The organism is Azovibrio sp., from assembly GCF_049658005.1.
Lineage (GTDB): Bacteria > Pseudomonadota > Gammaproteobacteria > Burkholderiales > Rhodocyclaceae > Azovibrio.
In genome coordinates this window covers 1-22379 of record NZ_JBASOH010000006.1, presented here as the reverse complement: position 1 = coordinate 22379, position 22379 = coordinate 1, and the positions used below count along the sequence as shown (strand labels likewise).

Sequence of the window (22379 nt, the reverse complement as noted above, 5' to 3'; positions counted from 1 at the left end):
AACGCCCGCAAGACCCGCGCTTTACCGGTTCGGTTGCCGAGACCCGTAAAAAGTACCACGACACCGACGACTCGTTGTATGGCATGACGGTCAACGGGCATGTGCTTGGGAGCCCTTGAAATGGGCGTATCAATCGAGCCTGACCCCCAAGGCATGTGACCCCCAGGGCACTCGAGCTATGTAAATCAACGGCTTGTGCATTGATTGATCAAGCGGTTGTTTTTTTGGATTGGTAAGCAAAGGCGATACGAATCATCCTCGGCAGGTAGCGGCACTTGCGGTTTGTCAGAAACTCGACCATATTTTCCAACATGGTAATGACCCGCAATACTGCCGAGCTGATTCGCCAGCGCATCGAGAAGATGCCGGTGGGGGAGCCTTTTACCCCGACAGTGCTTCTGGAGTGCGGCACTCGTGCGTCCATTGATCAGAACCTGTCGCGCCTGGTCAAGGCGGGGGTGATCGAACGTGTGACGCGCGGTGTCTTCGTTCGCCCCGAGATCAGTCGTTTTGTCAGCAAGGTGATGCCTGATCCATTGAAGGTAGCCGAAGCCGTTGCCAAGACCACGGGAGCCAGCATTCAGGTTCACGGTGCGGAAGCGGCCCGTCGTCTTGAGCTGACTACGCAGGTTCCAACGCAATCGGTCTTCCTGACCTCTGGTCCATCGAAGCGAATCCGCGTGGGCAAGATGGAAATTCGTCTGCAGCACGTTTGCCAACGCAAGCTGGCCCTGGCTGGCCGACCGGCGGGCCTTGCCCTTTCCGCTATGTGGTACCTCGGCAAAACGGAAGTGACACCTGCCCTTGTCGAGAAGATTCGACGCAAGCTGGGGGCAAGCGAATTCGAGGTTCTCAAGTCGGCGACTTCCTCGATGCCAGCGTGGATGAGCGACGCCATCTTTTGCAACGAACGGACGGCTGCTGATGCCTGAATCCTTCTTGCACCTTGATGCCCATGAGCAGTCTCAGATCTATCGGGCGCTGGCAGCGCAAATGGCGCGATCGCCAGTGGTGCTGGAAAAGGATGTGTGGGTCTGCTGGGTGCTGCAGGCCCTGTTCACCATGCCCGGTCGGCTGCCCATGGCATTCAAAGGCAGCACTTCCCTGTCCAAGGTATTTAATGCCATTGCCCGTTTTTCCGAGGATGTGGATATCACGCTCGACTACCGGGGGCTCGACGGCTCTTTTGATCCATTTGCTGAAGGGGTGTCCAAGACGAGGTTGAAGAAATTCAGCGCGGACCTCAAATCTTTCGTGCGCGACCATACCTTCGATGTCGTGGTGCCGCACATCCAGAAGATTCTGGTGGCTGAGTTTGATAGCGACGCCGCTGCGTTCCGGCTCGAACTCAGCGAGAACGGCGAGCAGATGCGCCTGCATTACCCAAGTGTGCAGGAAAAACCGGGTGACTATCTGGGCAACAGTGTCCTGATCGAGTTCGGGGGGCGCAACATCACCGAGCCGAATGCTGAACACAACGTCGAGCCAGATATCGCACCGCATGTAACTGGCCTGGCGTTTCCACACTCAACCGTGAGCGTCTTGTCCCCAGCCCGTACATTCTGGGAAAAAGCGACGTTGATGCATGTCGAATGTCAGCGTAACGAGTTTTGCGCCAGTGCCGAGCGTCTGTCGCGTCACTGGTATGACTTGGCCAAGTTGGCCGACCGTGATCATGGCCTGGCCGCCATCGAGGATCGCGCCCTGCTGGCGGACGTGGTGAAACACAAGAAGGTCTTCTACAACGCGAGCTACGCCAACTACGACGCTTGCCTGCTGGGACAGCTAAGGCTCATTCCGGAAGATGCCGTGCTGGCCGCCCTCAGTGATGACTTTCAGGGCATGATCGGCGCTGGCATGTTCATCGGTGAGCCGCCAACTTTCGATGCCATCGTCGATCGCCTTCGCGCCCTGGAAACAGCTATCAATGAGTGCTGATTTGATCAGTCCCATCGGTGTCGATGTGGGCAGCTCGCAGGTCGACGCCCCTGAAATCCAGGGTTTTCTGGCCTTGTTGGAGACTGGCATTCAGCGGTACAAAGGTTCAAAAGAAGGTTCAAAAGAAGGTTCAAAAGGGCCGAACTCCATTGATCCAGGCCGGATCTTCCTGCGCTCAGAACAATAGGGTCAGACTCCAATGATCCTTCTTGCTTCTTGAAACTGGCCGACGTTTTCCCGAGCGGGAAAGAAGACCAGTGATGATCTCCATACCCCCATCGGCGGGGAGTGCGCCAGGGCCGTGACCTTACTGGAGCCAGGGCAGCCGCGGTCCAGTCCCGAGCATGGCCACGACGTTCTGTGGCTGAGCGACGAAGAGGCCATCCTCGATGAACTGCCGCATCGGCCGATGTTGGCCGGCAGGGATGGCCTGCGGCTCTCACTGGCGGGCGCTCAAGACAAAATGCCCGTGGTCTTCGATGGCGCCCGGATCGGGCTATCAAGAAATGGAACGCCCAGTTCGCATATCCCCCAGTTCGCATATCCTGAAGCCAGCCATCCGTACCCTGGCGGACACGGTGACCAACGAAGGCTTCTGTCTGGCGCTGGCTGAGGCCAAGCCGGCCAAGTCGGCCAAGTCGCAGGTACGTTCCGTGCTGGGGCGACAGTTCTTGCTGGTCGAGCGCTACGACCGGGTGGCCGATGCACAAGGCCTACGGCAGCGCCTGCATCAAGAGGACTTTTGCCAGGCTCTGGGCGTGGTTCCGGAAATGAAATACCAGCACGAAGGCGGCCCGGATCTGGCGCAATGTTTCGACCTGGTTCGGCGTGTCACACGCCCCAGCGCACCGCACATCCTGCGTATGCTCGACTATGGGATCTTCAACGCCTTGATCGGCCATCACGACGCGCACGCCAAGAATTTCTCGCTGGTGTACGCGGGCAAGTCGGCCGTCCTGGCGCCTTTATACGACGTGCTTTTCGCGGCGCTCTATCCGACCTTGACGGCCAAGATGGTGATGACGATTGGCAGCCAGTACCCGTTCAGCGAAGTTCAGGCGCGGCACTGGGAGCCGTTCCTGGAAGCCGTTGGCCTCGGCAAAGCTCAGGCCAGAAAGCGGAACCTGGCCTTGGCAAAGTCGATGCCGACTCCCGCGCGAAAACTGCAGTCAGCCCCCAAACGGGGCTTCACCGGCCATGGCGTGGTTAAGCAGATCGTGACCTTGATCGAGCAACGCTCTGCCCTGACAGCACGAAGGCTCAGTACATCTGCCGCTGACATGGAGGAAGAGACTGAACCATCCGCGTGAGCCACGTGGCATGCACGAATACCGCCGAATACCGCCGAATACCGCCGAATACCGCCGATCAGCGTCGCCCGGCGGCCACAGGCGGTTTGGGCTGGGCGAAAACCCGGCTTACTTCGCAGCCATCCAGGCGCGGGCGGCATCCAGCATGCGGCAGGAGTAGCCCCACTCGTTGTCATACCAGGCCAGCACCTTCACCAGGGTGGAACCGTCTTCCGCCTCGAGGACCCGGGTTTGCGTCGCATCGAAGGTGGAAGACACGGTGGTGTGGTTGAAGTCGGAAGACACGAGGGGCTCGGTATTGACGGCCAGGATGCCCCGCAGGGGGCCTTGGGCGGCCTGGGTCATCAGTTCATTGATCTCTTCCTTGGAGGTGGCACGCCCGGGGATGAAGGTGAGGTCCACCAGGGAGACGTTGAGGGTCGGCACGCGCAGGGCAAAGCCGTCGAACTTGCCCGCCAGTTGGGGCAGCACCAGCCCCACGGCCTTGGCGGCCCCGGTCTTGGTGGGGATGATGTTGGCGGCGGCGGCGCGGGCACGGCGCAGGTCCTTGTGGCGCACGTCCACGGTCACCTGGTCGTTGGTGTAGGCATGCACGGTGGTCATCAGGCCGGACTTGATGCCGATGGCCTCGGACAGCACCTTGGCCACGGGGGCGAGGCAGTTGGTGGTGCAAGAAGCGTTCGAGACCACGGTCATGGCCTGGCTCAGCACCCCTTCATTGACGCCCACGACGATGGTGGCATCGACATCGTCGCCGCCGGGCGCGGAGATCAGCACCCGCCGGGCGCCCTGGTCGAGCAGGGCCTGGGCCTTGGCCTTGGTGGTGTAGGCGCCGGTGCATTCGAGCAGGACGTCCACGCCGTGCCGGCCCCAGTTCACGCCCTTGGGGTCCTTGGTGGAATAGAAGGGAATCTTCTTGCCATCAAGGATGAGGCAGTCTTCCCCTTCGGTTTGCACCGGAGTGGCGAAGCGGCCATGGGTGGTGTCGTACTTGAGCAGGTGGGCATTGGTGGCGAGATCGCCGGAAGCGTTGATGGCAACCACGTCAAATTCGTGCTGCAGGCCCTGTTCGTAGAGGGCGCGCAGGGTGCAGCGGCCGATGCGACCGAAACCATTGATGGCGACCTTGATAGCCATGTCTTTCTCTCCTCGATGAGTTGTTCAGTACAGCAAAAAACCTGGGCCTCGCCCTGGCGTTGCCGGGCAAGACCCTGTTGCCGGGCAACACCCTGCGGCCCGGCAGGCGCGGGGGCGATTGCGACGGGAGCGCTTCAAGAGCCCGCCTTGTCGGTGAGGCCGGCCTTGACGGTATCGACCACATGGGCGACGGTAAAGCCGTAATGCTCGAAGAGCCGGCCGGCGGGGGCGGAGGCCCCGAATTCCTGAATGCCGATCACCGCCCCGTGCAAGCCCACGTATTTGTGCCAATAATCGCCGTGCGCGGCTTCGATGGCGATGCGGCGCACATGCCGGCCCAGCACCGCAAGCTGATAATCCTTGCCCTGCCGGTCGAAGACGCTGGTGCAGGGCATGGAGACGACGCGCACGGCGATGCCCTCCTGGGCCAGGGCGGCCTGGGCATCGAGGGCGAGCTGCACTTCGGAGCCGGTGGCAATCAGCACGGCCTGGGGACTTTCGACATCGGAGAGGATGTAGCCGCCCTTTCTTATGGTCTCGGCGGCAATCGCGCCGGTGACCGTGGGCAGGTTCTGGCGGGAGAGGGCGAGCACGGTGGGACCGGCCGGGGCGCTGACCCCGCGTTCGATGGCGGCGGCCCAGGCCACGGCAGTCTCGGTGGCATCGCAGGGGCGCCACAGGTCGAGGTTGGGAATGAGGCGCAGGCTGGGGATGTGCTCCACCGGCTGGTGGGTGGGGCCGTCCTCGCCCAGGCCGATGGAATCATGGGTATAGACCATGATCTGACGGACCTTCATCAGCGCCGCCATGCGGATGGCGCTACGGGCGTAATCGGAGAACACCAGGAAGGTGGCGGTGTAGGGCAAGAGGCCGCGATGCAGGGCGATGCCGTTGGCGATTGCGGTCATGCCGAACTCGCGCACGCCGTAAAAACAGTAGTTGCCGCCCTCGTTTCGGGTGACGCCCTTGCTGCCCTTGACGAAGGTCAGGTTGGAGGCGGCCAGGTCGGCGGAGCCGCCAAACAGCTCGGGCAGACTGGGCAGATAGGCGGCGATGGCGTTCTGGCTGGCCTTGCGGGTGGCGATGTTCTCCGCCTTCTCCTTACAGGCGGCGACAAAGGCGGCCACCCGTTCGTTCCAGTGGGCGGGCAGTTCGTTACGGATCACGCGGCGTTCGAATTCGGCGGCCAGCTCGGGAAAGGTGCTCCGGTAGGCGGCAAAGCGGCCGGCCCATTCGCTTTCGGCCGCAGCCCCCTTGCCTCGGGCATCCCAGGCGGCATAGACCTCGGCGGGGATTTCAAAGGGGGGGTATTCCCAGCCGATCATGGCCCGCGCGGCGGCCACTTCCTCGGCGCCCAGGGGCGCGCCGTGGCAATCGTGGCTGCCGGCCTTGTTGGGGGCCCCCATGCCGATCACGGTCTTGCAGCAGATCAGGGTGGGCCTGTCGGTCTCGGCCTGGGCGGCCTTGAGGGCGGCTTCCACGGCGGCGGCATCATGACCGTTTACGGCGGGGATCACCTGCCAGCCGTAGGATTCGAAACGCTTCGGGGTAGCGTCGGTAAACCAGCCTTGCACCTCCCCATCGATGGAGATGCCGTTATCGTCGTAAAAAGCAATCAGCTTGCCCAGACCCAGGGTGCCGGCGAGGGAGCAGACCTCGTGGGAGATCCCTTCCATCAGGCAGCCATCGCCCAGGAAGACATAGGTGTAATGGTCGACCACCGTGTGGCCGGGGCGATTGAACTCGGCGGCCAGCACCTTCTCGGCCAGGGCAAAGCCCACGGCGTTGCCGATACCCTGGCCGAGCGGCCCGGTGGTGGTCTCGACCCCTGGGGTATGGCCGACTTCCGGGTGGCCCGGGGTGGGCGAGCCGAACTGGCGAAAATTCTTGAGGTCGTCGATGGAAACGGCGTAGCCCGTGAGGTGCAACAGCGCATAGAGCAACATCGAGCCGTGGCCGTTGGAGAGCACGAAGCGGTCCCGGTCGGCCCACTGGGGGTTGGCCGGATTGTGCTTCAGGTGGCGGCGCCACAGCACCTCGGCGATTTCCGCCATGCCCATGGGGGCGCCCGGGTGGCCGGAATTGGCCTTTTGCACCGCGTCCATGGCCAGGGCGCGGATGGCGCCCGTCAAGGGATTGAAGGAAACCTGCAGGGAACTAGCGCTCATGAAAAACCTGTAGCCGGGCGATGGAAAGGGCTGGATTATCGTCGAAAACCGCCCTTTTTGGGTAGGGAAACGCGGCATTCCCGCCCACATTCCCGCCCATCTTGCGCTGCCCCCGTGAGGCAACCCTTCCCCCACTTTGGTAAGATGGCGGCCAGGGAACCCCACATGACCCATCACACCTCACTGCACCAGCGACTTCAGGCCGAAGACAAGCTTCCCTCCCCTCGGGGACCGGCCCTGGAAGTGCTGCGCCTGACCCAGCAGGAAAACTCCAGTCTCGATGCCCTGGCCCACGCCATTTCAGCCGACCCGGTGCTGACCGGCCGGCTCCTCAAGGCGGCCAATGCGATGCGCCCCGTGGGTCAGCGGCCGGTGGTCGCCCTGCGCGATGCAATACGGCTGCTGGGCTTTTCTGCCGTGCGCGGCCTGGCTCTGGGTTTCTGCCTGCTCAGCGACCATCGCCAGGGGCCCTGCCAGGCCTTCGACTATCCGCGTTACTGGTCCGGCGCCCTGCTCCGGGGGCTGGCCTTGCAAGCCATCTGTCAGGAAATACGGGTCATTCCCGTGGAAGAAGCCTTCAGCCTGGGGCTCCTGGCCAGGATCGGCGACCTGGCCCTGGCCAGCGGCATGCCGGAAAGCTACGGGCTTATCCTGACACTCCCGGCCGACGCCCGCGCCGCCCAGGAAAAATCCCTGTTCGGCCAGACCCGCAGCGAGCTCTCCAGCGCCATGCTGGCGGACTGGGGGCTGCCTCCGGTGCTGACCGACCCGGTGGCCTGGCTGGATCAGCCCGAGGCGGCCCCGTTCCGGGAAGGCTGCCGCGCCTGGAGTCTGCTCCATGCCATCCACCTGGCCTCGGCCATCGTCGAAGTCTGTCAGACGGAAGAATCCGGGCGGCGCGGCCTGGTAGCCGGGCTGTTGATGCAGGGCGCCCGCCTGTCGATGAGTCCCGAAGGCCTGCCGGATCTGGTGGACCGGGTCGTGGCCGACTGGCAGGACTGGGCCGCACTGTTCGCGGTGCCCGCCGGCAACCTCCCGCCCTTCGCGCAGATGGCCCAGCCCCCCGCCCTCAACCCGAGCGGCGGCGACCCCATGCTGGAAACCGGCGACAAGGAAAAACTGCGAGCCCTGGTGGTCGATGACGAGGGCAGCCTGCGCGACTTCCTGCGTGCGCTGCTGGAACAACTCGGTTTCGAGGTCAGCGCGGCGCCCGATGGGGCCATCGCCCTGGAAATCGCCACTCGCCAGCCCTTCGACATCGTGGTATCCGACTGGCTGATGCCCGGCATCGACGGCCTGGAACTGACCCGCCGCCTGCGCCAGACCGAGACCGGCAAGACCCTGTTCATCCTGCTGCTCACCCAACTCTCCGACGACGACAAGCTGGTCGAGGCCTTCGCCGCCGGGGTGGACGACTTCATCACCAAGCCGCTCAAACCCCGGGTGCTCGCCGCCCGGCTGCGCGCCGCCCGGCGCGTCATCACCCTGCGCAATGAGATCGAGCGGGACCGGATCAACTTCCAGTGCTGCGCCGCCGACTTCGCCGCCACCCACCGCCGCCTGCAGGACATGGCGCACAGCGACCCCCTCACCGGCCTGCCCCACCGCCAGCAAGGCATCGCCCTGCTGCACCAGGCCGTGAGCCAGGCCCGGCAGGCGCAAAAGCCCCTGCACTGCATCCTGATCACCCTGCCCTCCCTGGGGCCGATCAACCACCGGCTGGGGCGGATGGCCGGGGACAAGCTGCTCATCCAGATCGCCCAGATGCTGAGCGCCGGGCTGCGTCCTGCCGACCGCATCTGCCGTTACGGGGATCGCAGCTTCCTCATCACCTGCCCCGCCACCCCGGCCTCCCAGGCCCTGGTCGCCGCCCAGCGCATGGCCGCCCTGGTGAAAAAGCAGTGCGAACCCGTCGGCGCCCAGCCCCAGATACGGCTTTGCGCACTGGAGGACGCCATGGCCAATGAGGATGCCCTGCTCGATGCCCTGGAAAACAGCCCCCCTCTGGGAACCGCCTGAGGCCAGCATGGGACTGCGGCATATCCTCTCCTGCCTGCTGCTGACCCTGGCGACCGCCCTGCCGGCCCTGGCGTCCGATGTAGCGCTGATCGCCGTCCTGGCCTTCCGGGACAAGGCCGAGACCGAGCGGCGCTGGCAGCCGACTGCCGACTATCTGAACCAGGTCATTCCCGGCCAGCGCTTCCGGGTCGTGGCCCTGAGCCTGCCCGAGCTGCAGCAGGATTTCGCCGGCCTGAACCCGGATTTCGTCGTGGTCCAGCCCACCTTCTACATCGAACTGCACCAGCGCGAACCGATGACCCGCCTGGCCACCCTGGTAGGTCCGGGCGAAGCCGGCGGCCGCTTCGGCGGCGTCATCCTGGTGGACGCCCGGCGCACCGACCTGAACCGTCTGGCCGACCTGAAGGGTAAGCGCCTGGCCGCCGTCGACATCGGCTCGCTGGGCGCCTACCAGGCCCAGGCCCATCTGCTCCTCAAAGCCGGCATCGACATCCACCATGAGGCCCGGCTGTTCTTTACCGGCCCGCCCCAGGACCGCGCCATCGCCGCCCTCCTGGAAGGCCGGGCCGACGCCGCCTTCGTGCGCACCGGGCTGCTCGAAACCATGCTGCAAGAAGGCAAGTTGAAACCCGGACAACTGAAGGTGCTGGCCCCACGTCAGGAACCCGGCTTTCCCCTGGCCCTCTCCACCCGGCTCTACCCGGAATGGCCCTTCGCCGCCCGCGCCCAGGTGCCCGAAGCCCTGCAAAAAGCCGTGGCCCGCGCCCTCTTGGCCCAGCCTGCCGACCATCCCGCGGCGCTGGCCGCCCACTACCGGGGCTGGACCCTGTCCGGCGATTACGAACCCCTGCGGGAATTGCTGGAAGACCTGGAACTGCCGCCCTACGACCAGCACCGCCTGACCCTGGGCGACCTCTGGAAACATTACAGTCTCTGGCTGCTCACTACCGTCGGCCTGGCCCTGGCCATCCTCGCCCTGCTGCTCTGGCGCATGAGCCGCCTCAACCTGCAACTAAAGGAACAGATGCGCCACAACCAGGCCTATCTGCGCGAACTCGAAGGCGAACAGCGGCTTTTCTCCAGCGGCCCCGTGGTGGTGATGACCTGGCTGGCAAGCGAAGGCTGGCCGATTCTTCATGCCTCGGATTCGGCCAGCCGGGTGCTGGGGGTGGATGCAAAGCGGCTACATCAGCCCGGCTTTCGTTACTGCGACCTGATCCTGGCGGAAGACCTGCCCCGGATCAACGCCGAAGTGCACGACTACCTGCGCCAGGGCCGCAGCCAGTGGCAGCAGACCTACCGCATCCGCGATGACCAGGGACAGATCCGCTGGATCAACGACATCACCATCACCGAGCCGGATGAGCAAGGAGCGATCACCCGGATGCGCGGCTACCTGCTGGACGACAGCAATCGCATGTCCCAGGAAAACCGCCTGCGCCTGCTCGCCAGCGTCTTCGACAATGCCCAGGAAGGCATCGTCCTGACCGACACCCAGGGCGTCATCCTGGAAGTGAACCCCAGCTTCTGCCACATCACCGGCTTCAGCCACGACGAGGCCGTGGGCCAGACGCCCCGCATCCTCAGCTCGGGCCTCCACCCCTCGGTGTTCTACGCCACCATGTGGGAAGCCCTGGCGCGGGAAGGGACCTGGCAGGGCGAAATCTGGAACAAGCGCAAGAACGGCGAAACCTATCCGGAGCTGCTCTCCATCTCCGCCGTGGCCGACGAGCGAGGCACCATCACCCACTACATCGCCGTGTTCACCGACATTTCCGACATCAAGCGGCAGCAGCAGAAAATCGAACGGCTGGCCCACTACGACCCCCTGACCAACCTGCCCAACCGGACCCTGCTGGCGGACCGGCTGCAAATGGCCATGGCGCAGGCGCGCCAGGAACATACCCGGATCGCCGTTGCCTATCTCGACCTGGACGGCTTCAAGCCCATCAATGACACCTATGGCCACAATGTCGGGGACATGCTGCTGACCCGCATCGGCCGCCGCCTGCTCTCGGCGCTGCGGGAGACCGACACCGTGGCCCGCCTGGGCGGCGACGAGTTCGCCATGGTGCTGGGCGGCAGCGCCGAGCGCCAGGACTACCTGGAAACCCTGGCGCAGATACTGCAGCAACTGGCCGAACCCTGCCACCTGGCCGAGGTCAGCGTCACCCTTTCCGCCAGCATCGGCGTGACCTTTTTCCCCGACGACGACTCGGAGCCGGACGCGCTGCTACGTCACGCCGACCAGGCCATGTACCAGGCCAAGCAGGCCGGGCGCAATCGTTTCCACGTGTTTGAAATCGAAGAAGCGCTGGAATCCAGCCGCCGCCAGGAAAACCTGCTGCGCATCCGCCGCGGCCTCGAACAAGATGAGTTCTGCCTCTACTACCAGCCCAAGGTGGACATGCGCCGGGGCCGGGTACTGGGCATGGAAGCCCTGATCCGCTGGAACCATCCGGAACGGGGCCTGCTCTCCCCCGGCGAGTTCCTGCCCCTGGTGGAAAACACCGACCTGGAACTCCAGATCGGCGAATGGGTCATCGTCACCGCCCTGGCCCAGATCAGCGACTGGCGCAAGCTGGAGCTGGAACTGGCGGTCAGCATCAACATCGCCAGCCCGCACCTGCTCTCACCGGGATTCCTGCCCTATCTCAGCACCCAGCTACGGGCCTATCCCGCCCTGCCCAAAGGCGCACTCGAAATCGAACTGCTCGAATCCGCCGCCCTGTCCGACATCAACGAAGTGGCCCAGGTGCTCGGCACCTGCCGCCAACTCGGTCTGGGCATCGCCCTGGACGACTTCGGCACCGGCTACTCTTCGCTCTCCTACCTGCGCCGCCTGCCCGCCGACGTGCTCAAGGTGGACCAAAGCTTCGTGCGCGACATGCTGCACGATCCGGAAGACCTGGCCATCGTCGAAGGGGTGGTGGGCCTCGCCCAGGTGTTTCGCCGCCAGGTCATCGCCGAAGGGGTCGAGAGCACCTCGCACGGCATCATGCTCTTGCACATGGGCTGCGACCTGGCCCAGGGCTACGGCATTGCCCGCCCCATGCCCGCCGCTGCCGTGCCAGACTGGGTGCGCGACTGGCAACCGGACCCGACCTGGACCACAGCTGCCAGCCTGGAACTGGAACGCGCCCACCTGCCCCTGCTGCTCATGGAAGTGGAACACCGGCATTGGGCAGACCAGGTCCTGGCCCTGCTCCAGAGCCCGGCAGGCAGCCAGCCGCACCTTCCGCCGCTCAACGAAAATGACTGTAACTTTGGCCGCTGGTACGAGAACAACCGACACACGCCGCCCTACGCCACCAACCCCAGCTTCATCGCCATCGCAAGCGTCCATCGGCAGGTACACCAGTCCAGCCAGGCCATGATCGCCGCCCTGCAACGCAATGACCGGGCCAGCGCCGAGCAGTACGCCCAACAACTGCGCAGCAACCGCGACCAGTTGGTCAGCCTGCTGCACCAACTGGTCGCCGCCGTGGTGCTGGGGCAGGACGATTGAAGCCCCGGCCGGATCAGCTCACCTGCAGCCGGGCGGCTCCCGCGCTTTGTTCTTTCAACCGCCCCACGACGACCGCCCGGGCAAAACCCTGCTGCTGGAACAGCCTCAGCGCGCCATCGCTGAGCCAATCGTGCTGAGCCAATCGTGCTGAGCCAATCGTGCTGAGCCAATCGAGGCCAAGGGCGCCGACTATCTCCTGGCCGTCAAAGGCAATCAACCTGACGCCACGTTAAGCAGTCATCGCCAACCCGCTACTGAAAACCTGCGAAATGGCCGTCACCCGGGCGGGGTGACGGCCACGTTTTGGTGGCGTGGTTTGCGTCGGTCAGACCATCTTGATCACCAGACGCTTGCCGCAGGCGTGCGCGTACTTGCGCAGCGTGGCGAACGAGGGGGAATGGCTTTCGCTGCGGATCGAGGCTTCCAGGCGCGACACGGCGCTCTTGGTCGTGCCCATGCGAGCAGCGACTTCCTCCTGGGTCAGACCCGCCTGCTTGCGGGCCTGCAGCAACTCGTTGAGTGCGGCGTACTCCTCTTCCAATCCCTCCCATGCGGCCTTGAATCCCGGCCGCTGCATGGCGCGTGCCAACTCTGCCTTGGTGTCCAGGCGAACCGGCTTGAATTGCTCACTATGCATGTTTGACCTCCTTGAGTCGCTTGCGGGCTGTCTTCAATTCCCGGGCGGGGGTTTCAGTCCAGTTCATGCCTTGAATGTTAGCGAATTTGCTAACTTCGCGCAACCGCACAGCCTTGGCAAGTCCGATGTCCGGCCGCTAACCGGCCGGATTCACCCATCTTGGTGGAGCAATCCGTCGGCGGGGTGGGAAGTGGGTGGGTGACCCAACCGGGCGAATCCTGTTGGCTTTCATGCCCCGATGGCCACTTTCGGAGCTGGTTTTGCCCCACTGACGGTGGGAAAGTGGCGGGGCGGTGCCGAAACTGCCCACCAAACCTCCCGTAACTCGTTGACCGGCTTGGGTTTCCGGTTTGGCTAGCAGCCTGTCGGGCTTGAGGCGACGAAATCGCTGGAATCTGGCTGGAATCTGGCTGGAATCTGGCTGGAATCTGGCTGAAACGGCTCGAAAGTGGCGGAATCTGGCGATGGACGCACGAATTCCTGCATTTCCTGCTACTGCGGACGCAATGCGGCCATGCGTTTCAAATTCCACGCCAGGTACACCAGTGTCCATTCGGTCTGAACATTTTCCAGGCCACGCAACAGGAATTGGCGAAAGCCCATCACCGACTTGATGATGCCGAACACCGGTTCCACGGTCTGCTTGCGTAGCGCATAGAGCGCACGTCCTGCCTTGGTTTTGAGCGCGTGCCGCATCTGTTCGACGTGACAGGCCAGCTCGGTGAGCGGTGCCGGTTCTTCGAAGCGCTCCCGCCAATCCGGATGATGTACTTCGCGCCCCATCGCGATCAGCGGGGTGATCTTGGCGACCTCGCAGGTCGCGACGTTCTTCTCGCTGAAGTAGCCGCTGTCGACCCGCAGGATTTCCGGTTGGTTGAGCCCCGCCGGTGATGCCCGCACCTTCTCGACCATCGGCGGCAATGGCGGCAATGGCGGCCAGCCGATCCTCCTGCCGCTTGATCTCGTCGGGCAGGCTGACCCCATCGGAAACAGAAGACTGGTCGGCCGCTTCGGCCAGCCTCAGCATCTCCTGGACTTCCGCCTTGAGCTGGGCTTCGATCTTCTCGAGGTATCCAGGGGACAGGGCACGGTGTCGGCTGGCATTGGCGTGAAAACTGCTGGAAATAGGTTCATTCATTGCTTTTACGTACCAACATTGGTACATTTACAGGCATGAACATGCCCATCCTGGATATCCGCTTCTTCGCCACCGACAGCGGCAATGAGCCTGTGCGGGAATGGCTGAAGACGTTACCGGCCAGCGAGCGGCGCGCGATCGGAGCCGACATCAAGACGGTACAGTTCGGCTGGCCGCTGGGCATGCCCTTGGTCCGTAAACTGGCCAAAGACTTGTGGGAGGTCCGCATTCACCTCATGGACCGGATCGCCCGGGTCCTGTTCACCGTGGTCGGCCACACGATGGTGTTACTGCACGGCTTCATCAAGAAGTCCCAAGCCACACCCCCCGAAGAACTCGACGTCGCCAAGCGGCGTCTGCAACAACTCAGGAGCGCCTCATGAACAAGCACATCGGCAGCAGCTTCGATGACTTCCTGGATGAAGAAGCGGTACTGGAAGAAACCACCGCCGTAGCGATCAAGCGGGTCGTTGCCTGGCAGATCGCGCAAGAGATGAAAGCCCAGCACCTGACCAAGACCGCACTGGCTGAGAAGATGCAGACCAGCCGGGCGGCGCTGAACCGATTGCTGGATGAGACCGATACCAGCCTGACGCTAACGACCCTCACCCGTGCCGCAAAAGCGCTGGGCAAGCACCTGCGTATCGAACTGACGACATGAGAAATGACCAAGGTGGCGGGCAGGCTAGCCGCTGACCTTGCTGCTGATGCCGGAGGCGGAGAGGCGCTGGCGGCGGGATGACGGCACGATTCGTCGCCGCCATGATTTGAAGAAACGAGCACGATCGGCCCTGCAAGCAGTGGATGAAAAGAGGGAAAAACGGGTCGCCGCCGTGGTGCCGGGGCAGCACCACTAAGCCGCCCCGGCCGGATCAGCTCACCTGCAGCCGGGCGGCTCCCGCGCTTTGTTCTTTCAACCGCCCCACGACGGCCGCCCGGGCAAAACCCTGCTGCTGGAACAGCCTTAACACCGCATCTGCCGCCTCGGGCGCGCAGGCTACCAAAAGGCCGCCGGAAGTCTGCGGGTCGGTGAGCAGTTTTTGCTGCCAATCCGCGATCTCCGGCGCCAGCGCCAGTTCATGTCCATAGCCCGTCCAGTTGCGGCTCGAAGCCCCGGTGGCCACGCCCGCCTGCACATGGGCCACGGCTTCTTCGATCAGGGGCAGGTCGGCAAAACGCAGCTCCGCCGCCAACTGCGAGCCGCGGCAGATTTCCAGCAGGTGGCCGGCCAGGCCGAAGCCGGTGACATCGGTCATGGCATGCACGGCCGCCATCTCGCCCAGGATGCTGCCCACCCGGTTGAGCTGGGTGGTGAGCGCCCGCATCTCGGCGTAGCCGGCCGGCGAAAGTTTCCCCTGCTTCAAGGCGGCGGAGAGAATGCCGATGCCCAGGGGTTTGCCCAGGATCAACAGGTCCCCGGCCCGGGCGGCGCTATTCGTCTTGACCCGATCGGGATGCACGAGGCCCAGGGCGACCAGGCCGTAAATGGGCTCCAGCACGTCGATGGAGTGTCCCCCGGCGATGGGAATGCCCGCCGCCTGGCAGACCGAGGCGCCCCCGGCGAGGATCTGCTCGATCACGTCCAGGGGCAGTTTGTCGAGCGGCATACCGACGATGGCGAGGGCCAGGATCGGGGTGCCGCCCATGGCATAGATGTCGGAAAGGGCGTTGGTCGCGGCGATGCGGCCGAAATCGCCGGGGTCATCGACGATGGGGGTGAAGAAGTCGGTGGTGGCCACCAGGGCCTGGCTGTCATTGAGCCGGTACACCGCCGCGTCGTCGGAAGATTCGCTGCCCACCAGCAGCTGCGGTGGAAGCACGGCGGCCGGGGTGGCGGCAAGGATGCGGGACAAGATGGCGGGGGCGATCTTGCAGCCGCAGCCGCCGCCGTGGGCAAAGGAAGTCAGTTTGATCGGGTTCATCTTGCAGGTATCTGAAATGGAAACAGCGGCTGGCCGTAAAATGGCGGCCTCGATCCCAGCTCCGCCACCATGAAATCATCCGGGCTTGCCACCGTAGCACAACTTTCCGACTACCCGGAAATCATCGATGTCCGCACCCCGGCCGAGTTTGCCGACGACCACATCCCCGGCGCCATCAACCTGCCGGTGCTCAGCGACGCGGAGCGGGTGCGGGTGGGCACCCTCTACAAGCAGGTCTCGCCCTTCGCAGCGAAGAAAGTGGGGGCCGCCCTGATCGCCATCAACATCGCCCGGCACCTGCAGGAAACCCTGGCCGACAAACCCCCGCACTGGCGAGCGCTCATCTATTGCTGGCGGGGCGGCCAGCGTAGCGGCGCGATGCAGATCATCCTGCGCCAGATCGGCTGGCAGGCGGACCGGCTCGAAGGCGGCTACAAGGCCTGGCGCCGGCAGGTGCTGGAACAACTGGATGCCTTGCCCCGGGCGCTCCACTTTCATGTCCTGTGCGGTGCCACCGGCAGCGCCAAGACCCGCATCCTCCAGAGCATCGCCCGCCTGGGCGGGCAGGTGCTGGACCTGGAGGAACTGGCCATGCACAAGGGTTCGGTACTGGGCGGTCTGCCCGATGCTCCGCAACCCTCGCCGCGCAGCTTCGAGAGCCGGTTGTGGCAGGTCCTGGCCGCCCTGGACCCGGATCGCCCGGTGTTCGTGGAGGCGGAAAGCCGCCGCATCGGCCGGCTGCACCTGCCGGACGCCCTGATCCAGCGCATGCGCCAGGGCCGCTGCGTCGAAATCCGCGCCAGCCTGCCCGCCCGGATCGCCTTTCTGCGCCAGGATTACGATTACTTCCTGCAGCATCCGGAATGGCTCCAGGAAAGACTGCAGGGTCTGCAGGGCCATCTGGGCCGGGAGTTGGTGCAACACTGGCAAGCCCTGGCCCAGGCGCGCAACTGGGAGGTCCTGGTGGCCGAACTGCTGGAACGCCATTACGACCCGCTGTACCGCCGTTCCCGCCAGGCAAGTTTCGAATATCCGCCCAGTCTCGGCAATGTCGATACGGACGATCTCTCGCCCGCCGCCCTGGAGAGGCTGGCGCGGCAGATCATGGCGCGCCGCACGGCGGCCGCTTAAAGCCGGCGGATTTTTTCCAGGAGGGCGGTGGTGGACTTCTGGTGGAGGAAGGGAATGGAATGCACCGTCCCTCCCCAGCTACGCACCTCGGCGGCCCCGACGATGCGCTCGACCGGCCAGTCGCCGCCCTTGACCAGCACCTCCGGCCGGCAGGCGAGGATGGCGTCGAGGGGGGTGTCCGCCTCGAACCAGGTCACGAGGCTGACGCATTCCAGGGCCGCCATCACCGCCAGCCGGTCTTCCAGGGCGTTGATGGGCCGCGCTTCCCCCTTGCCCTGGCGCCGCACCGAGGCATCGGAATTGAGCGCCACGATCAGGCTCGCCCCCAGGGCGCGGGCCTGGGCCAGATAGGTGGCATGACCGCGGTGCAGGATGTCGAAGCAGCCATTGGTAAATACCCGCGGCCGGGGCAGCAAGGCGGCCCGGGCCGTCAGTTGCTCCGGCGGGCAGATCTTGGCCTCGAAGGAGGGGGCAGGATAGTTCATGGTCACTCCGGATTCAAAAGCGGGGACCCGGCCTCGCCCCTGTGTACAAGGCAAACTCAGGGGCAAACTCAGGGGCAAACTCAGGGAAAAACTCAGGGAAAAACGTAGCTGGCGCGCAGTTGTAAATAGTTCTGGCCAGGATTGGGGTCCTTGATGCCGGCATTGGAGTAGTGCGTCAGACGCAGCCCGAGCCCCCAAGGCGAACCCTCCAGGCGATGGAACAGGCCAAGCGCACTGCTGAACTGGAATGCCGTCGAGATTTCCTTGTCGCCAAGATGGGTCCCCGAAAACACGTTCGCGCCAATGCCGAATTCGATCCCGGTGTTCGAGGCAAACCGCCACCGGGCGAAAGGCGTCAGGCCGATCCGCCCCAGCGTGCGGGACGAGTCGCCATCATCCGGGGCCCGCACCGCCCCGATCGAGTATTCCAGGCTGACATCGACGGGATGCCCGGCCAGAGTCCCCTCCCAGAAGGGCGCCTTCTGGTAATTCAGGGACAGGCTGTGATACCCATCCATGCCCCCCGCCGCCACCCCGAACTCATCCGCATGGACAGCATGATTCGCCACCCCCAGTGTGGCCAGCAAGCAGGCAACGGCCGTGCGCCGCAGTGTCGTCTTCATCATTGGATATGCTTTCATCATTGTAGAACAACCGGAATGCGCCAGCCGCGGCCCTTTCTGCAGCTCCCGGGGCAAGCCGCGGAGGCAGGCAGCCCGGTTCTGGCTTTTGCGGATTTTATAACGACTGGATAGCAAGCGCGCGAACGCCGGGCCGCCATGACCTCGAACACCGGCAGCCCGGGACGGCACGGCCCCAGTCACACCTGGGTGCGCAGGCGGTTCACCAAGAGATCGTTGCGCAGGATCTCGTCCTTCTGCGCGGTGAGCTCCTGCACATCCCAATTGGCGCTCAGATAACGCCCGGCGGCCCAATCCGCCTTGCCGGCGGCGAGCCAGACGATGAAGCCGGCAGCGAGATCCGGGCTGTCGGTGAGGTACACATGCCGGTCCTTGGGCATATTCCGCCCGAGTTCGGTGGCCACCCCGCCGGGATGGATGGCAAAACACTTGATGCCGTCCTGGCCGTGGTCGACCTGGACGAATTCGCACAGCCGGTTGATCGCGTGCTTCGAAGTCTGATAGTCCGAGGCGGTCGGGGCCAGGCGCTGGGCGCCGATCGAGGAGAGCAGAATCAAGTGGCCGCCGCTTGAGCCCTGGGCGGCCCATTTCCTGGCCGAGGCGATCAGGTGCGGCAGGCAAAAGCGGATGACGTGGTAGGCACCGCGCACATTCACTTCCCAGGTGTGCCACCAATTCGCCGGATCGGACTCGCCGATCTTCGTCCACTGGGCCAGGTAGCCGGCATTGGCATCGGCCACGTCGATGGCGCCGAATGTCTGCACGCAATCGGCCACCGCCGCTTCGACCTGTTCCGCCCGCGTCACGTCGCAGAGCGAAAACGCGCACTGGGTCTGCGGATTCGCCTGCCGGACGAGGTCGCGCGTCGCTTCGAGTTCGGCAGGTGAGCGGGCGGTCAGATAGACGGCCTTGGCGCCCGCCTCGGCAAAGGCCAAGGCCGTGGCCCGGCCGATGCCGCGTGAGGCGCCGGTGATGAAGAGGACCTTGCCGGCGGCGCTGCCTTTCAAGGTCGAGGCCGGGTCGATGGCCGGGTAGACGCCATGGTGTTCGGTCAGGGCGAGGTTTTGCGGATCGGTCGACATCAGCACCTCCAGTCAGGAATGGGCGATCGAAGGCGGGTGAGCTTCAAGCGCCGGGGTTTCAAAAACAAGGGACTGCGAACAAGGGACTGCGAACAAGGGGCTGCGCCGGGCAGGCCGCAGAGCGGAGCACAAAGCCGAGCAAGGCCCAGGACGGGCATCAAGCCTTCATGTGATCCCGATACTGCGCCATCCTTTTGAGCTGCCAGCCCGGATACTCCTGCGGCAGGCGGCTCGCCTCATCCAGGGCCGCGAGTTCGTCGGCCGACAGGCGCACCTGGGCGGCGCGGATATTGTCCTTGAGCTGCTCGGGGCGCTTGGCGCCGAGGATGATGCTGGTCACGGCTTTTTGGTGCAGCAGCCACGCCAGGGCAATCTGGGCCACGCTGACGGGCTGGCCATCGACTTGCTTGCCGGCAGCAATACCGCGCATGACCTCGATGACCTGGCTGCCCCGTTCCCGGTTGACGGGCGGAAAGTCGAAGCGGGCGCGGCGGTTTTCTTCGGACACGTTCGGCCCTTCGTATTTGCCGGAGAGATAGCCGCCGGCAAGCGGGCTCCACACCATCAGCCCGAGCTTTTCGGATTCGAGCATCGGAACGACATCCCGCTCCAGATCCCGACCGACCAGGGTGTAATAGGCCTGCAGCGAGGTGATCGGGCACAAGTGGCGCGCCTGGGTGATGCCGATCGCCTTCATCACCTGCCAGGCGGCCCAGTTGGAGAGCCCCACATAGCGCACATGGCCCTGTTGCACCAGGGTGTTCAAGGCCTCCAGGGTTTCTTCGATCGGGGTTGCTGGGTCGAAGCCGTGGATCTGGTAGAGGTCGATGTAGTCGGTTTGCAGGCGGGCAAGGCTCGCCTTGCACTGGGCCAGGATATGGCCGCGCGAGGCGCCGCGGTCATTGGGGCCCTCGCCCATCGGCCCCAGCACCTTGGTGGCCAGCACGATGTCCTCGCGGCGCACACCGAGGTTCTTGAGCGCCTGGCCGACGATGCGCTCGCTGGCCCCATAGCCATAGATGTTGGCGGTATCGATGAAGTTGATGCCGGCCTCAAGAGCGATTCGGACCAGCTCGTCGGCCTGTTCCTGCTGCAAATTGCCGATCAGGCTCCAGATACCCTCGTCGCCACCGAAGGTCATGGCCCCCAGGCACAGTTCGGAGACGAACAGGCCCGAGTTGCCGAGCTTGCGATAGCGCAGGCCCTGTGCGGCATCGAATCGCGGTAGCTTATCTTGCGTCATGTCTTGCCTCGTTTTGGAGTGGGTGGTGAAAATCTTGCGCCTTGCAAGGCTGGCCCCGGCAAGGGCGCCATGCGGCGCCATGGTCCGCGCCAGTCCGCCGGCCGTTGGCGAAGCATTATGGCCAGCCCCGGCAAGTCACGCAATCGCGCCCTGCCAACCCGCCTGCCCTGGCCCGAGTGCCCACCGCCCTCGGCAAGACCCTGGCTCGCCTGCCCGACGCCCCCCTGGCCGGTTTCAGAACCTCGGCGCAGCAGACGCCCTGGCAGGGATGCACCTGATAGTGCCCAACTGAAACCCACATGAAACAAGGCCTTGTGCCAATACGGTTTTCAACGGGTACAGCAGCGGGTACGAGTTTTTCGGGTACTCAAGCGCGAGCGATTTCCACGTGCAGCGTCAGGCCCAAGGCGCGGATTACCTTCATGATAGTGCCGAACTCCGGGCTGCCCTTGGCCGACAGGGCCTGATACAGCCGTTCGCGGGACAGGCCCGTTTCTCGGGCGAGCTGGCTCATGCCGCGTGCACGGGCGATGTCGCCTAGGTTGCCGTGCTCGGCAAGCCGGATTCGGGCCGCGATCCGGGCGCGGGCGACATTGTCGCGCAGGTCATCGTGCCATGCTTTGAATTCGTCGCTCTGGATGATCATCGAACATGGGATGACGTGAATCATGACTTACCGCCATGCCAATCATGGATGACAGGACAGGCTACTTCGTGACCCTCAGCACGGCCCGGTTGATCCGCTCCGTCGGCACCGTTGAGCCGCAACAGGGGCAGGCTTCCATCGCCCCTTGGCTTCCTCCCGCCGGATGGCCACGTACAGGGTCGTCGGCGTGATTCCGGAAAATGTCGGCCCAGGCGAGGAAAGGCTTAATTGCACTGCATCTGGTCGCCGACGTGCAGGCAGAAACGGCCGTCTTGTCGGTGAAACGCCCCCTGGCCGGCTGTTCCGTTGTAGCGATTCCCGTTGGAGTCCGAGCACCCGCCTGGATCGCAGCTTGTAATGACGCTCGGAGGGGGAGGCGGCAGGGCAGCGGAAGGCATGATGGGGACGGGGATGGGGATGGAAGCAGGGGCGGGGGCAGGGACATTCAATCCGGCGCAACTGGCGAGAACTGAGCGCTGGGAAGCGGTCAATCCACCCTGAGAGCCTTTCATCGGGGTGCTGGCCTCATCACAAAGCTGCTGACGGCGCCGGGCCATTTCGGGCGAAATCTCCGGGGCGCGTTGCGCTTCTCGCTCCGCCAGTCGTGCCCGGTGCGCGGACTCCTCGGCCTCCATCTGCCCCAACTGCTGGCGCCGGCGCTGTTGCACCTCGGCGGCCTGCATCTGTTGCTCCAGGGTAACCGGCTCAGACCGGCGAACGTCCACCGTCTTGTTGGCCCCATCACAGGGCCGGTCAGACACCAGCGTTCCGCCGGTTGGCGTCTTGCATTTATAGACCTGGGCTGATGCGGGCAGAGTCAGGACGGCGGCGGCGAATAGGGAGAGGAGGCGTGTATTCATCCGGAAATTATGGCACCGTCGATTCGGATTTCATATACCCTGAATCCGTGTTCTCACACCCGGATGGTAGCGGTCGAGTCGTAATCGACGCTGGTCGCGTAGATGTCGGTGATTTTCTGATAAAAACGACGCTCGCTGGTGCGGATATCCTGAAGGCGGCGGGTCAGTTCATCGAAGTAGTCTCGTGCCTGGCCGGGGTTTTTCAGGTGCTCATCGTCGAGCACGAAGCCTTTGACGAGGTATTCTTTCAATTGGGCACTTGCCCACTTCCGGTAGCGAACGCCCGCCTGGCTACGTACCCGGTAGCCCAAGGCCAGCACCATGTCGAGGTTGTAGTGTGCTAAGTATTCATGCGAAACCGATTTGAAATTTAGTCCCGAAGCCATCTAGGAGTTCGCTGACCTTGGCGCGGAAGGTGTCTTTCGACCAAGTGGCGAACTCGCGCCAGTGGTATTTGGCTTGCTTCCAGACGATTTCGATCAGGTTCAGTTCGGGGCTATAGGGCGGCAGGTAG

The 22379-nt window shown here is 64.2% G+C and carries 23 protein-coding genes and 1 pseudogene; 10 read left to right on the top strand and 14 right to left on the bottom strand.

What is annotated here, in order from left to right; all coding sequences use genetic code 11:
* The first annotated feature begins 311 nt into the window (after positions 1 to 311).
* The 4 genes from WBH99_RS00445 (at position 312) to WBH99_RS00430 (ending at position 3248) form a co-directional block, all read left to right on the top strand.
* On the top strand, positions 312 to 932 hold the full coding sequence (locus WBH99_RS00445) for a DUF6088 family protein (RefSeq protein WP_424218127.1): 621 nt from the start codon (positions 312 to 314) through the stop codon (positions 930 to 932).
* Entirely contained in the window at positions 925 to 1938 is a 1014-nt protein-coding gene (locus WBH99_RS00440) for a nucleotidyl transferase AbiEii/AbiGii toxin family protein (protein WP_424218126.1), read from the top strand. The genes WBH99_RS00445 and WBH99_RS00440 overlap by 8 nt, the downstream gene beginning before the upstream one ends.
* A complete protein-coding gene (locus WBH99_RS00435) occupies positions 1928 to 2125 on the top strand; it encodes a hypothetical protein (protein ID WP_424218125.1) in 198 nt (65 codons plus the stop codon). Before WBH99_RS00440 ends, WBH99_RS00435 begins: the two co-directional genes overlap by 11 nt.
* 202 nt (positions 2126 to 2327) lie before the next feature.
* Positions 2328 to 3248, top strand: a complete 921-nt coding sequence (locus WBH99_RS00430) for a HipA domain-containing protein (RefSeq protein ID WP_424218124.1) — start codon at positions 2328 to 2330, stop codon at positions 3246 to 3248.
* Positions 3249 to 3356: 108 nt separating this feature from the next.
* Here WBH99_RS00430 and gap read toward each other — a convergent pair whose 3' ends face one another.
* Both gap and tkt read right to left on the bottom strand, forming a co-directional pair.
* Positions 3357 to 4385 (bottom strand): type I glyceraldehyde-3-phosphate dehydrogenase, encoded by a 1029-nt coding sequence (gene gap / locus WBH99_RS00425; RefSeq protein ID WP_424218123.1) that lies wholly within the window; start codon positions 4383 to 4385, stop codon positions 3357 to 3359.
* 134 nt (positions 4386 to 4519) lie between these two features.
* On the bottom strand, positions 4520 to 6553 hold the full coding sequence (gene tkt / locus WBH99_RS00420) for a transketolase (protein WP_424218122.1): 2034 nt from the start codon (positions 6551 to 6553) through the stop codon (positions 4520 to 4522).
* Between the two features lie 165 nt (positions 6554 to 6718).
* Between tkt and WBH99_RS00415 the strand changes: the two genes are divergently transcribed.
* The gene (locus WBH99_RS00415) at positions 6719 to 8572 is read left to right on the top strand and encodes a GGDEF domain-containing response regulator (protein WP_424218121.1); all 1854 of its coding nucleotides are present in this window, start codon (positions 6719 to 6721) and stop codon (positions 8570 to 8572) included.
* Between the two features lie 7 nt (positions 8573 to 8579).
* Positions 8580 to 12080, top strand: coding sequence for an EAL domain-containing protein (locus WBH99_RS00410; protein ID WP_424218120.1), 3501 nt, complete (start codon positions 8580 to 8582; stop codon positions 12078 to 12080).
* 13 nt (positions 12081 to 12093) lie between these two features.
* On the opposite strand, the gene WBH99_RS00405 is transcribed toward WBH99_RS00410, so the two are convergent.
* The 3 genes and pseudogenes from WBH99_RS00405 to WBH99_RS00395 all read right to left on the bottom strand — a co-directional run.
* Positions 12094 to 12297, bottom strand: a complete 204-nt coding sequence (locus WBH99_RS00405; RefSeq protein WP_424218119.1) for a hypothetical protein — start codon at positions 12295 to 12297, stop codon at positions 12094 to 12096.
* A 108-nt stretch (positions 12298 to 12405) separates the two neighbouring features.
* A complete protein-coding gene (locus tag WBH99_RS00400; protein ID WP_424218118.1) occupies positions 12406 to 12717 on the bottom strand; it encodes a helix-turn-helix domain-containing protein in 312 nt (103 codons plus the stop codon).
* A 492-nt stretch (positions 12718 to 13209) separates the two neighbouring features.
* Positions 13210 to 13837 (bottom strand): annotated as a pseudogene (locus tag WBH99_RS00395) (transposase); the annotation flags it as partial.
* 53 nt (positions 13838 to 13890) lie between these two features.
* Here WBH99_RS00395 and WBH99_RS00390 point away from each other — a divergent pair.
* The 3 genes from WBH99_RS00390 to WBH99_RS00380 are packed head-to-tail and all read left to right on the top strand — an operon-like array spanning position 13891 to position 14712.
* The gene (locus WBH99_RS00390; RefSeq protein WP_424218117.1) at positions 13891 to 14238 is read left to right on the top strand and encodes a type II toxin-antitoxin system RelE/ParE family toxin; all 348 of its coding nucleotides are present in this window, start codon (positions 13891 to 13893) and stop codon (positions 14236 to 14238) included.
* Positions 14235 to 14516 carry an XRE family transcriptional regulator gene (locus tag WBH99_RS00385; protein WP_424218116.1) on the top strand — a complete coding sequence of 94 codons (282 nt, stop codon included), beginning with the start codon at positions 14235 to 14237 and terminating at the stop codon, positions 14514 to 14516. The genes WBH99_RS00390 and WBH99_RS00385 overlap by 4 nt, the downstream gene beginning before the upstream one ends.
* 37 nt (positions 14517 to 14553) lie before the next feature.
* Complete coding sequence (locus tag WBH99_RS00380) at positions 14554 to 14712, top strand: hypothetical protein (protein WP_424218115.1); 159 nt, start codon at positions 14554 to 14556, stop codon at positions 14710 to 14712.
* Positions 14713 to 14727: 15 nt separating this feature from the next.
* Here WBH99_RS00380 and selD read toward each other — a convergent pair whose 3' ends face one another.
* Positions 14728 to 15777: a selenide, water dikinase SelD gene (selD, locus tag WBH99_RS00375; RefSeq protein WP_424218114.1), complete on the bottom strand. Its 1050-nt coding sequence runs from the start codon at positions 15775 to 15777 to the stop codon at positions 14728 to 14730.
* A gap of 69 nt (positions 15778 to 15846) precedes the next feature.
* On the opposite strand from selD, the gene mnmH reads away from it, so the two are divergent.
* Entirely contained in the window at positions 15847 to 16908 is a 1062-nt protein-coding gene (mnmH, locus tag WBH99_RS00370) for a tRNA 2-selenouridine(34) synthase MnmH (protein WP_424218113.1), read from the top strand.
* Here the strand turns inward: mnmH and WBH99_RS00365 are convergent.
* From WBH99_RS00365 to WBH99_RS00330, 8 genes are all read right to left on the bottom strand, one after another.
* Positions 16905 to 17393: an adenylyltransferase/cytidyltransferase family protein gene (locus tag WBH99_RS00365; protein ID WP_424218112.1), complete on the bottom strand. Its 489-nt coding sequence runs from the start codon at positions 17391 to 17393 to the stop codon at positions 16905 to 16907. The genes mnmH and WBH99_RS00365 overlap by 4 nt on opposite strands.
* Positions 17394 to 17485: 92 nt before the next feature.
* Positions 17486 to 18019: an acyloxyacyl hydrolase gene (locus WBH99_RS00360; RefSeq protein WP_424218111.1), complete on the bottom strand. Its 534-nt coding sequence runs from the start codon at positions 18017 to 18019 to the stop codon at positions 17486 to 17488.
* 194 nt (positions 18020 to 18213) lie between these two features.
* Positions 18214 to 19116 carry an SDR family oxidoreductase gene (locus tag WBH99_RS00355; protein ID WP_424218110.1) on the bottom strand — a complete coding sequence of 301 codons (903 nt, stop codon included), beginning with the start codon at positions 19114 to 19116 and terminating at the stop codon, positions 18214 to 18216.
* Positions 19117 to 19273: 157 nt separating this feature from the next.
* Positions 19274 to 20359 carry an aldo/keto reductase gene (locus tag WBH99_RS00350; RefSeq protein WP_424218109.1) on the bottom strand — a complete coding sequence of 362 codons (1086 nt, stop codon included), beginning with the start codon at positions 20357 to 20359 and terminating at the stop codon, positions 19274 to 19276.
* A 367-nt stretch (positions 20360 to 20726) separates the two neighbouring features.
* A complete protein-coding gene (locus WBH99_RS00345; RefSeq protein WP_424218108.1) occupies positions 20727 to 21029 on the bottom strand; it encodes an addiction module antidote protein in 303 nt (100 codons plus the stop codon).
* Positions 21030 to 21229: 200 nt separating this feature from the next.
* Positions 21230 to 21865: a DUF4124 domain-containing protein gene (locus WBH99_RS00340; protein WP_424218107.1), complete on the bottom strand. Its 636-nt coding sequence runs from the start codon at positions 21863 to 21865 to the stop codon at positions 21230 to 21232.
* A 53-nt stretch (positions 21866 to 21918) separates the two neighbouring features.
* Positions 21919 to 22251: a RhuM family protein gene (gene rhuM / locus WBH99_RS00335; protein WP_424218106.1), complete on the bottom strand. Its 333-nt coding sequence runs from the start codon at positions 22249 to 22251 to the stop codon at positions 21919 to 21921.
* A complete protein-coding gene (locus WBH99_RS00330) occupies positions 22214 to 22375 on the bottom strand; it encodes a transposase (protein WP_424218128.1) in 162 nt (53 codons plus the stop codon). The genes rhuM and WBH99_RS00330 overlap by 38 nt, the downstream gene beginning before the upstream one ends.
* Positions 22376 to 22379 lie beyond the last annotated feature (4 nt).

Excerpts from the sequence above, each read along its gene's own strand:
- WBH99_RS00445 (WP_424218127.1), top strand. The coding sequence starts at position 312 with ATGGTAATGACCCGCAATACTGCCGAGCTGATTCGCCAGCGCATCGAG.
- WBH99_RS00345 (WP_424218108.1), bottom strand. The coding sequence starts at position 21,029 with ATGATTCACGTCATCCCATGTTCGATGATCATCCAGAGCGACGAATTC.
- WBH99_RS00430 (WP_424218124.1), top strand. The coding sequence starts at position 2,328 with ATGAACTGCCGCATCGGCCGATGTTGGCCGGCAGGGATGGCCTGCGGC.
- WBH99_RS00350 (WP_424218109.1), bottom strand. The coding sequence starts at position 20,359 with ATGACGCAAGATAAGCTACCGCGATTCGATGCCGCACAGGGCCTGCGC.
- WBH99_RS00415 (WP_424218121.1), top strand. The coding sequence starts at position 6,719 with ATGACCCATCACACCTCACTGCACCAGCGACTTCAGGCCGAAGACAAG.
- WBH99_RS00340 (WP_424218107.1), bottom strand. The coding sequence starts at position 21,865 with ATGAATACACGCCTCCTCTCCCTATTCGCCGCCGCCGTCCTGACTCTG.
- rhuM (WP_424218106.1), bottom strand. The coding sequence starts at position 22,251 with ATGGCTTCGGGACTAAATTTCAAATCGGTTTCGCATGAATACTTAGCA.
- WBH99_RS00385 (WP_424218116.1), top strand. The coding sequence starts at position 14,235 with ATGAACAAGCACATCGGCAGCAGCTTCGATGACTTCCTGGATGAAGAA.
- mnmH (WP_424218113.1), top strand. The coding sequence starts at position 15,847 with ATGAAATCATCCGGGCTTGCCACCGTAGCACAACTTTCCGACTACCCG.
- tkt (WP_424218122.1), bottom strand. The coding sequence starts at position 6,553 with ATGAGCGCTAGTTCCCTGCAGGTTTCCTTCAATCCCTTGACGGGCGCC.
- WBH99_RS00360 (WP_424218111.1), bottom strand. The coding sequence starts at position 18,019 with ATGATGAAGACGACACTGCGGCGCACGGCCGTTGCCTGCTTGCTGGCC.
- WBH99_RS00440 (WP_424218126.1), top strand. The coding sequence starts at position 925 with ATGCCTGAATCCTTCTTGCACCTTGATGCCCATGAGCAGTCTCAGATC.
- WBH99_RS00365 (WP_424218112.1), bottom strand. The coding sequence starts at position 17,393 with ATGAACTATCCTGCCCCCTCCTTCGAGGCCAAGATCTGCCCGCCGGAG.
- selD (WP_424218114.1), bottom strand. The coding sequence starts at position 15,777 with ATGAACCCGATCAAACTGACTTCCTTTGCCCACGGCGGCGGCTGCGGC.
- WBH99_RS00410 (WP_424218120.1), top strand. The coding sequence starts at position 8,580 with ATGGGACTGCGGCATATCCTCTCCTGCCTGCTGCTGACCCTGGCGACC.
- WBH99_RS00435 (WP_424218125.1), top strand. The coding sequence starts at position 1,928 with ATGAGTGCTGATTTGATCAGTCCCATCGGTGTCGATGTGGGCAGCTCG.
- WBH99_RS00390 (WP_424218117.1), top strand. The coding sequence starts at position 13,891 with ATGAACATGCCCATCCTGGATATCCGCTTCTTCGCCACCGACAGCGGC.
- WBH99_RS00355 (WP_424218110.1), bottom strand. The coding sequence starts at position 19,116 with ATGTCGACCGATCCGCAAAACCTCGCCCTGACCGAACACCATGGCGTC.
- WBH99_RS00400 (WP_424218118.1), bottom strand. The coding sequence starts at position 12,717 with ATGCATAGTGAGCAATTCAAGCCGGTTCGCCTGGACACCAAGGCAGAG.
- gap (WP_424218123.1), bottom strand. The coding sequence starts at position 4,385 with ATGGCTATCAAGGTCGCCATCAATGGTTTCGGTCGCATCGGCCGCTGC.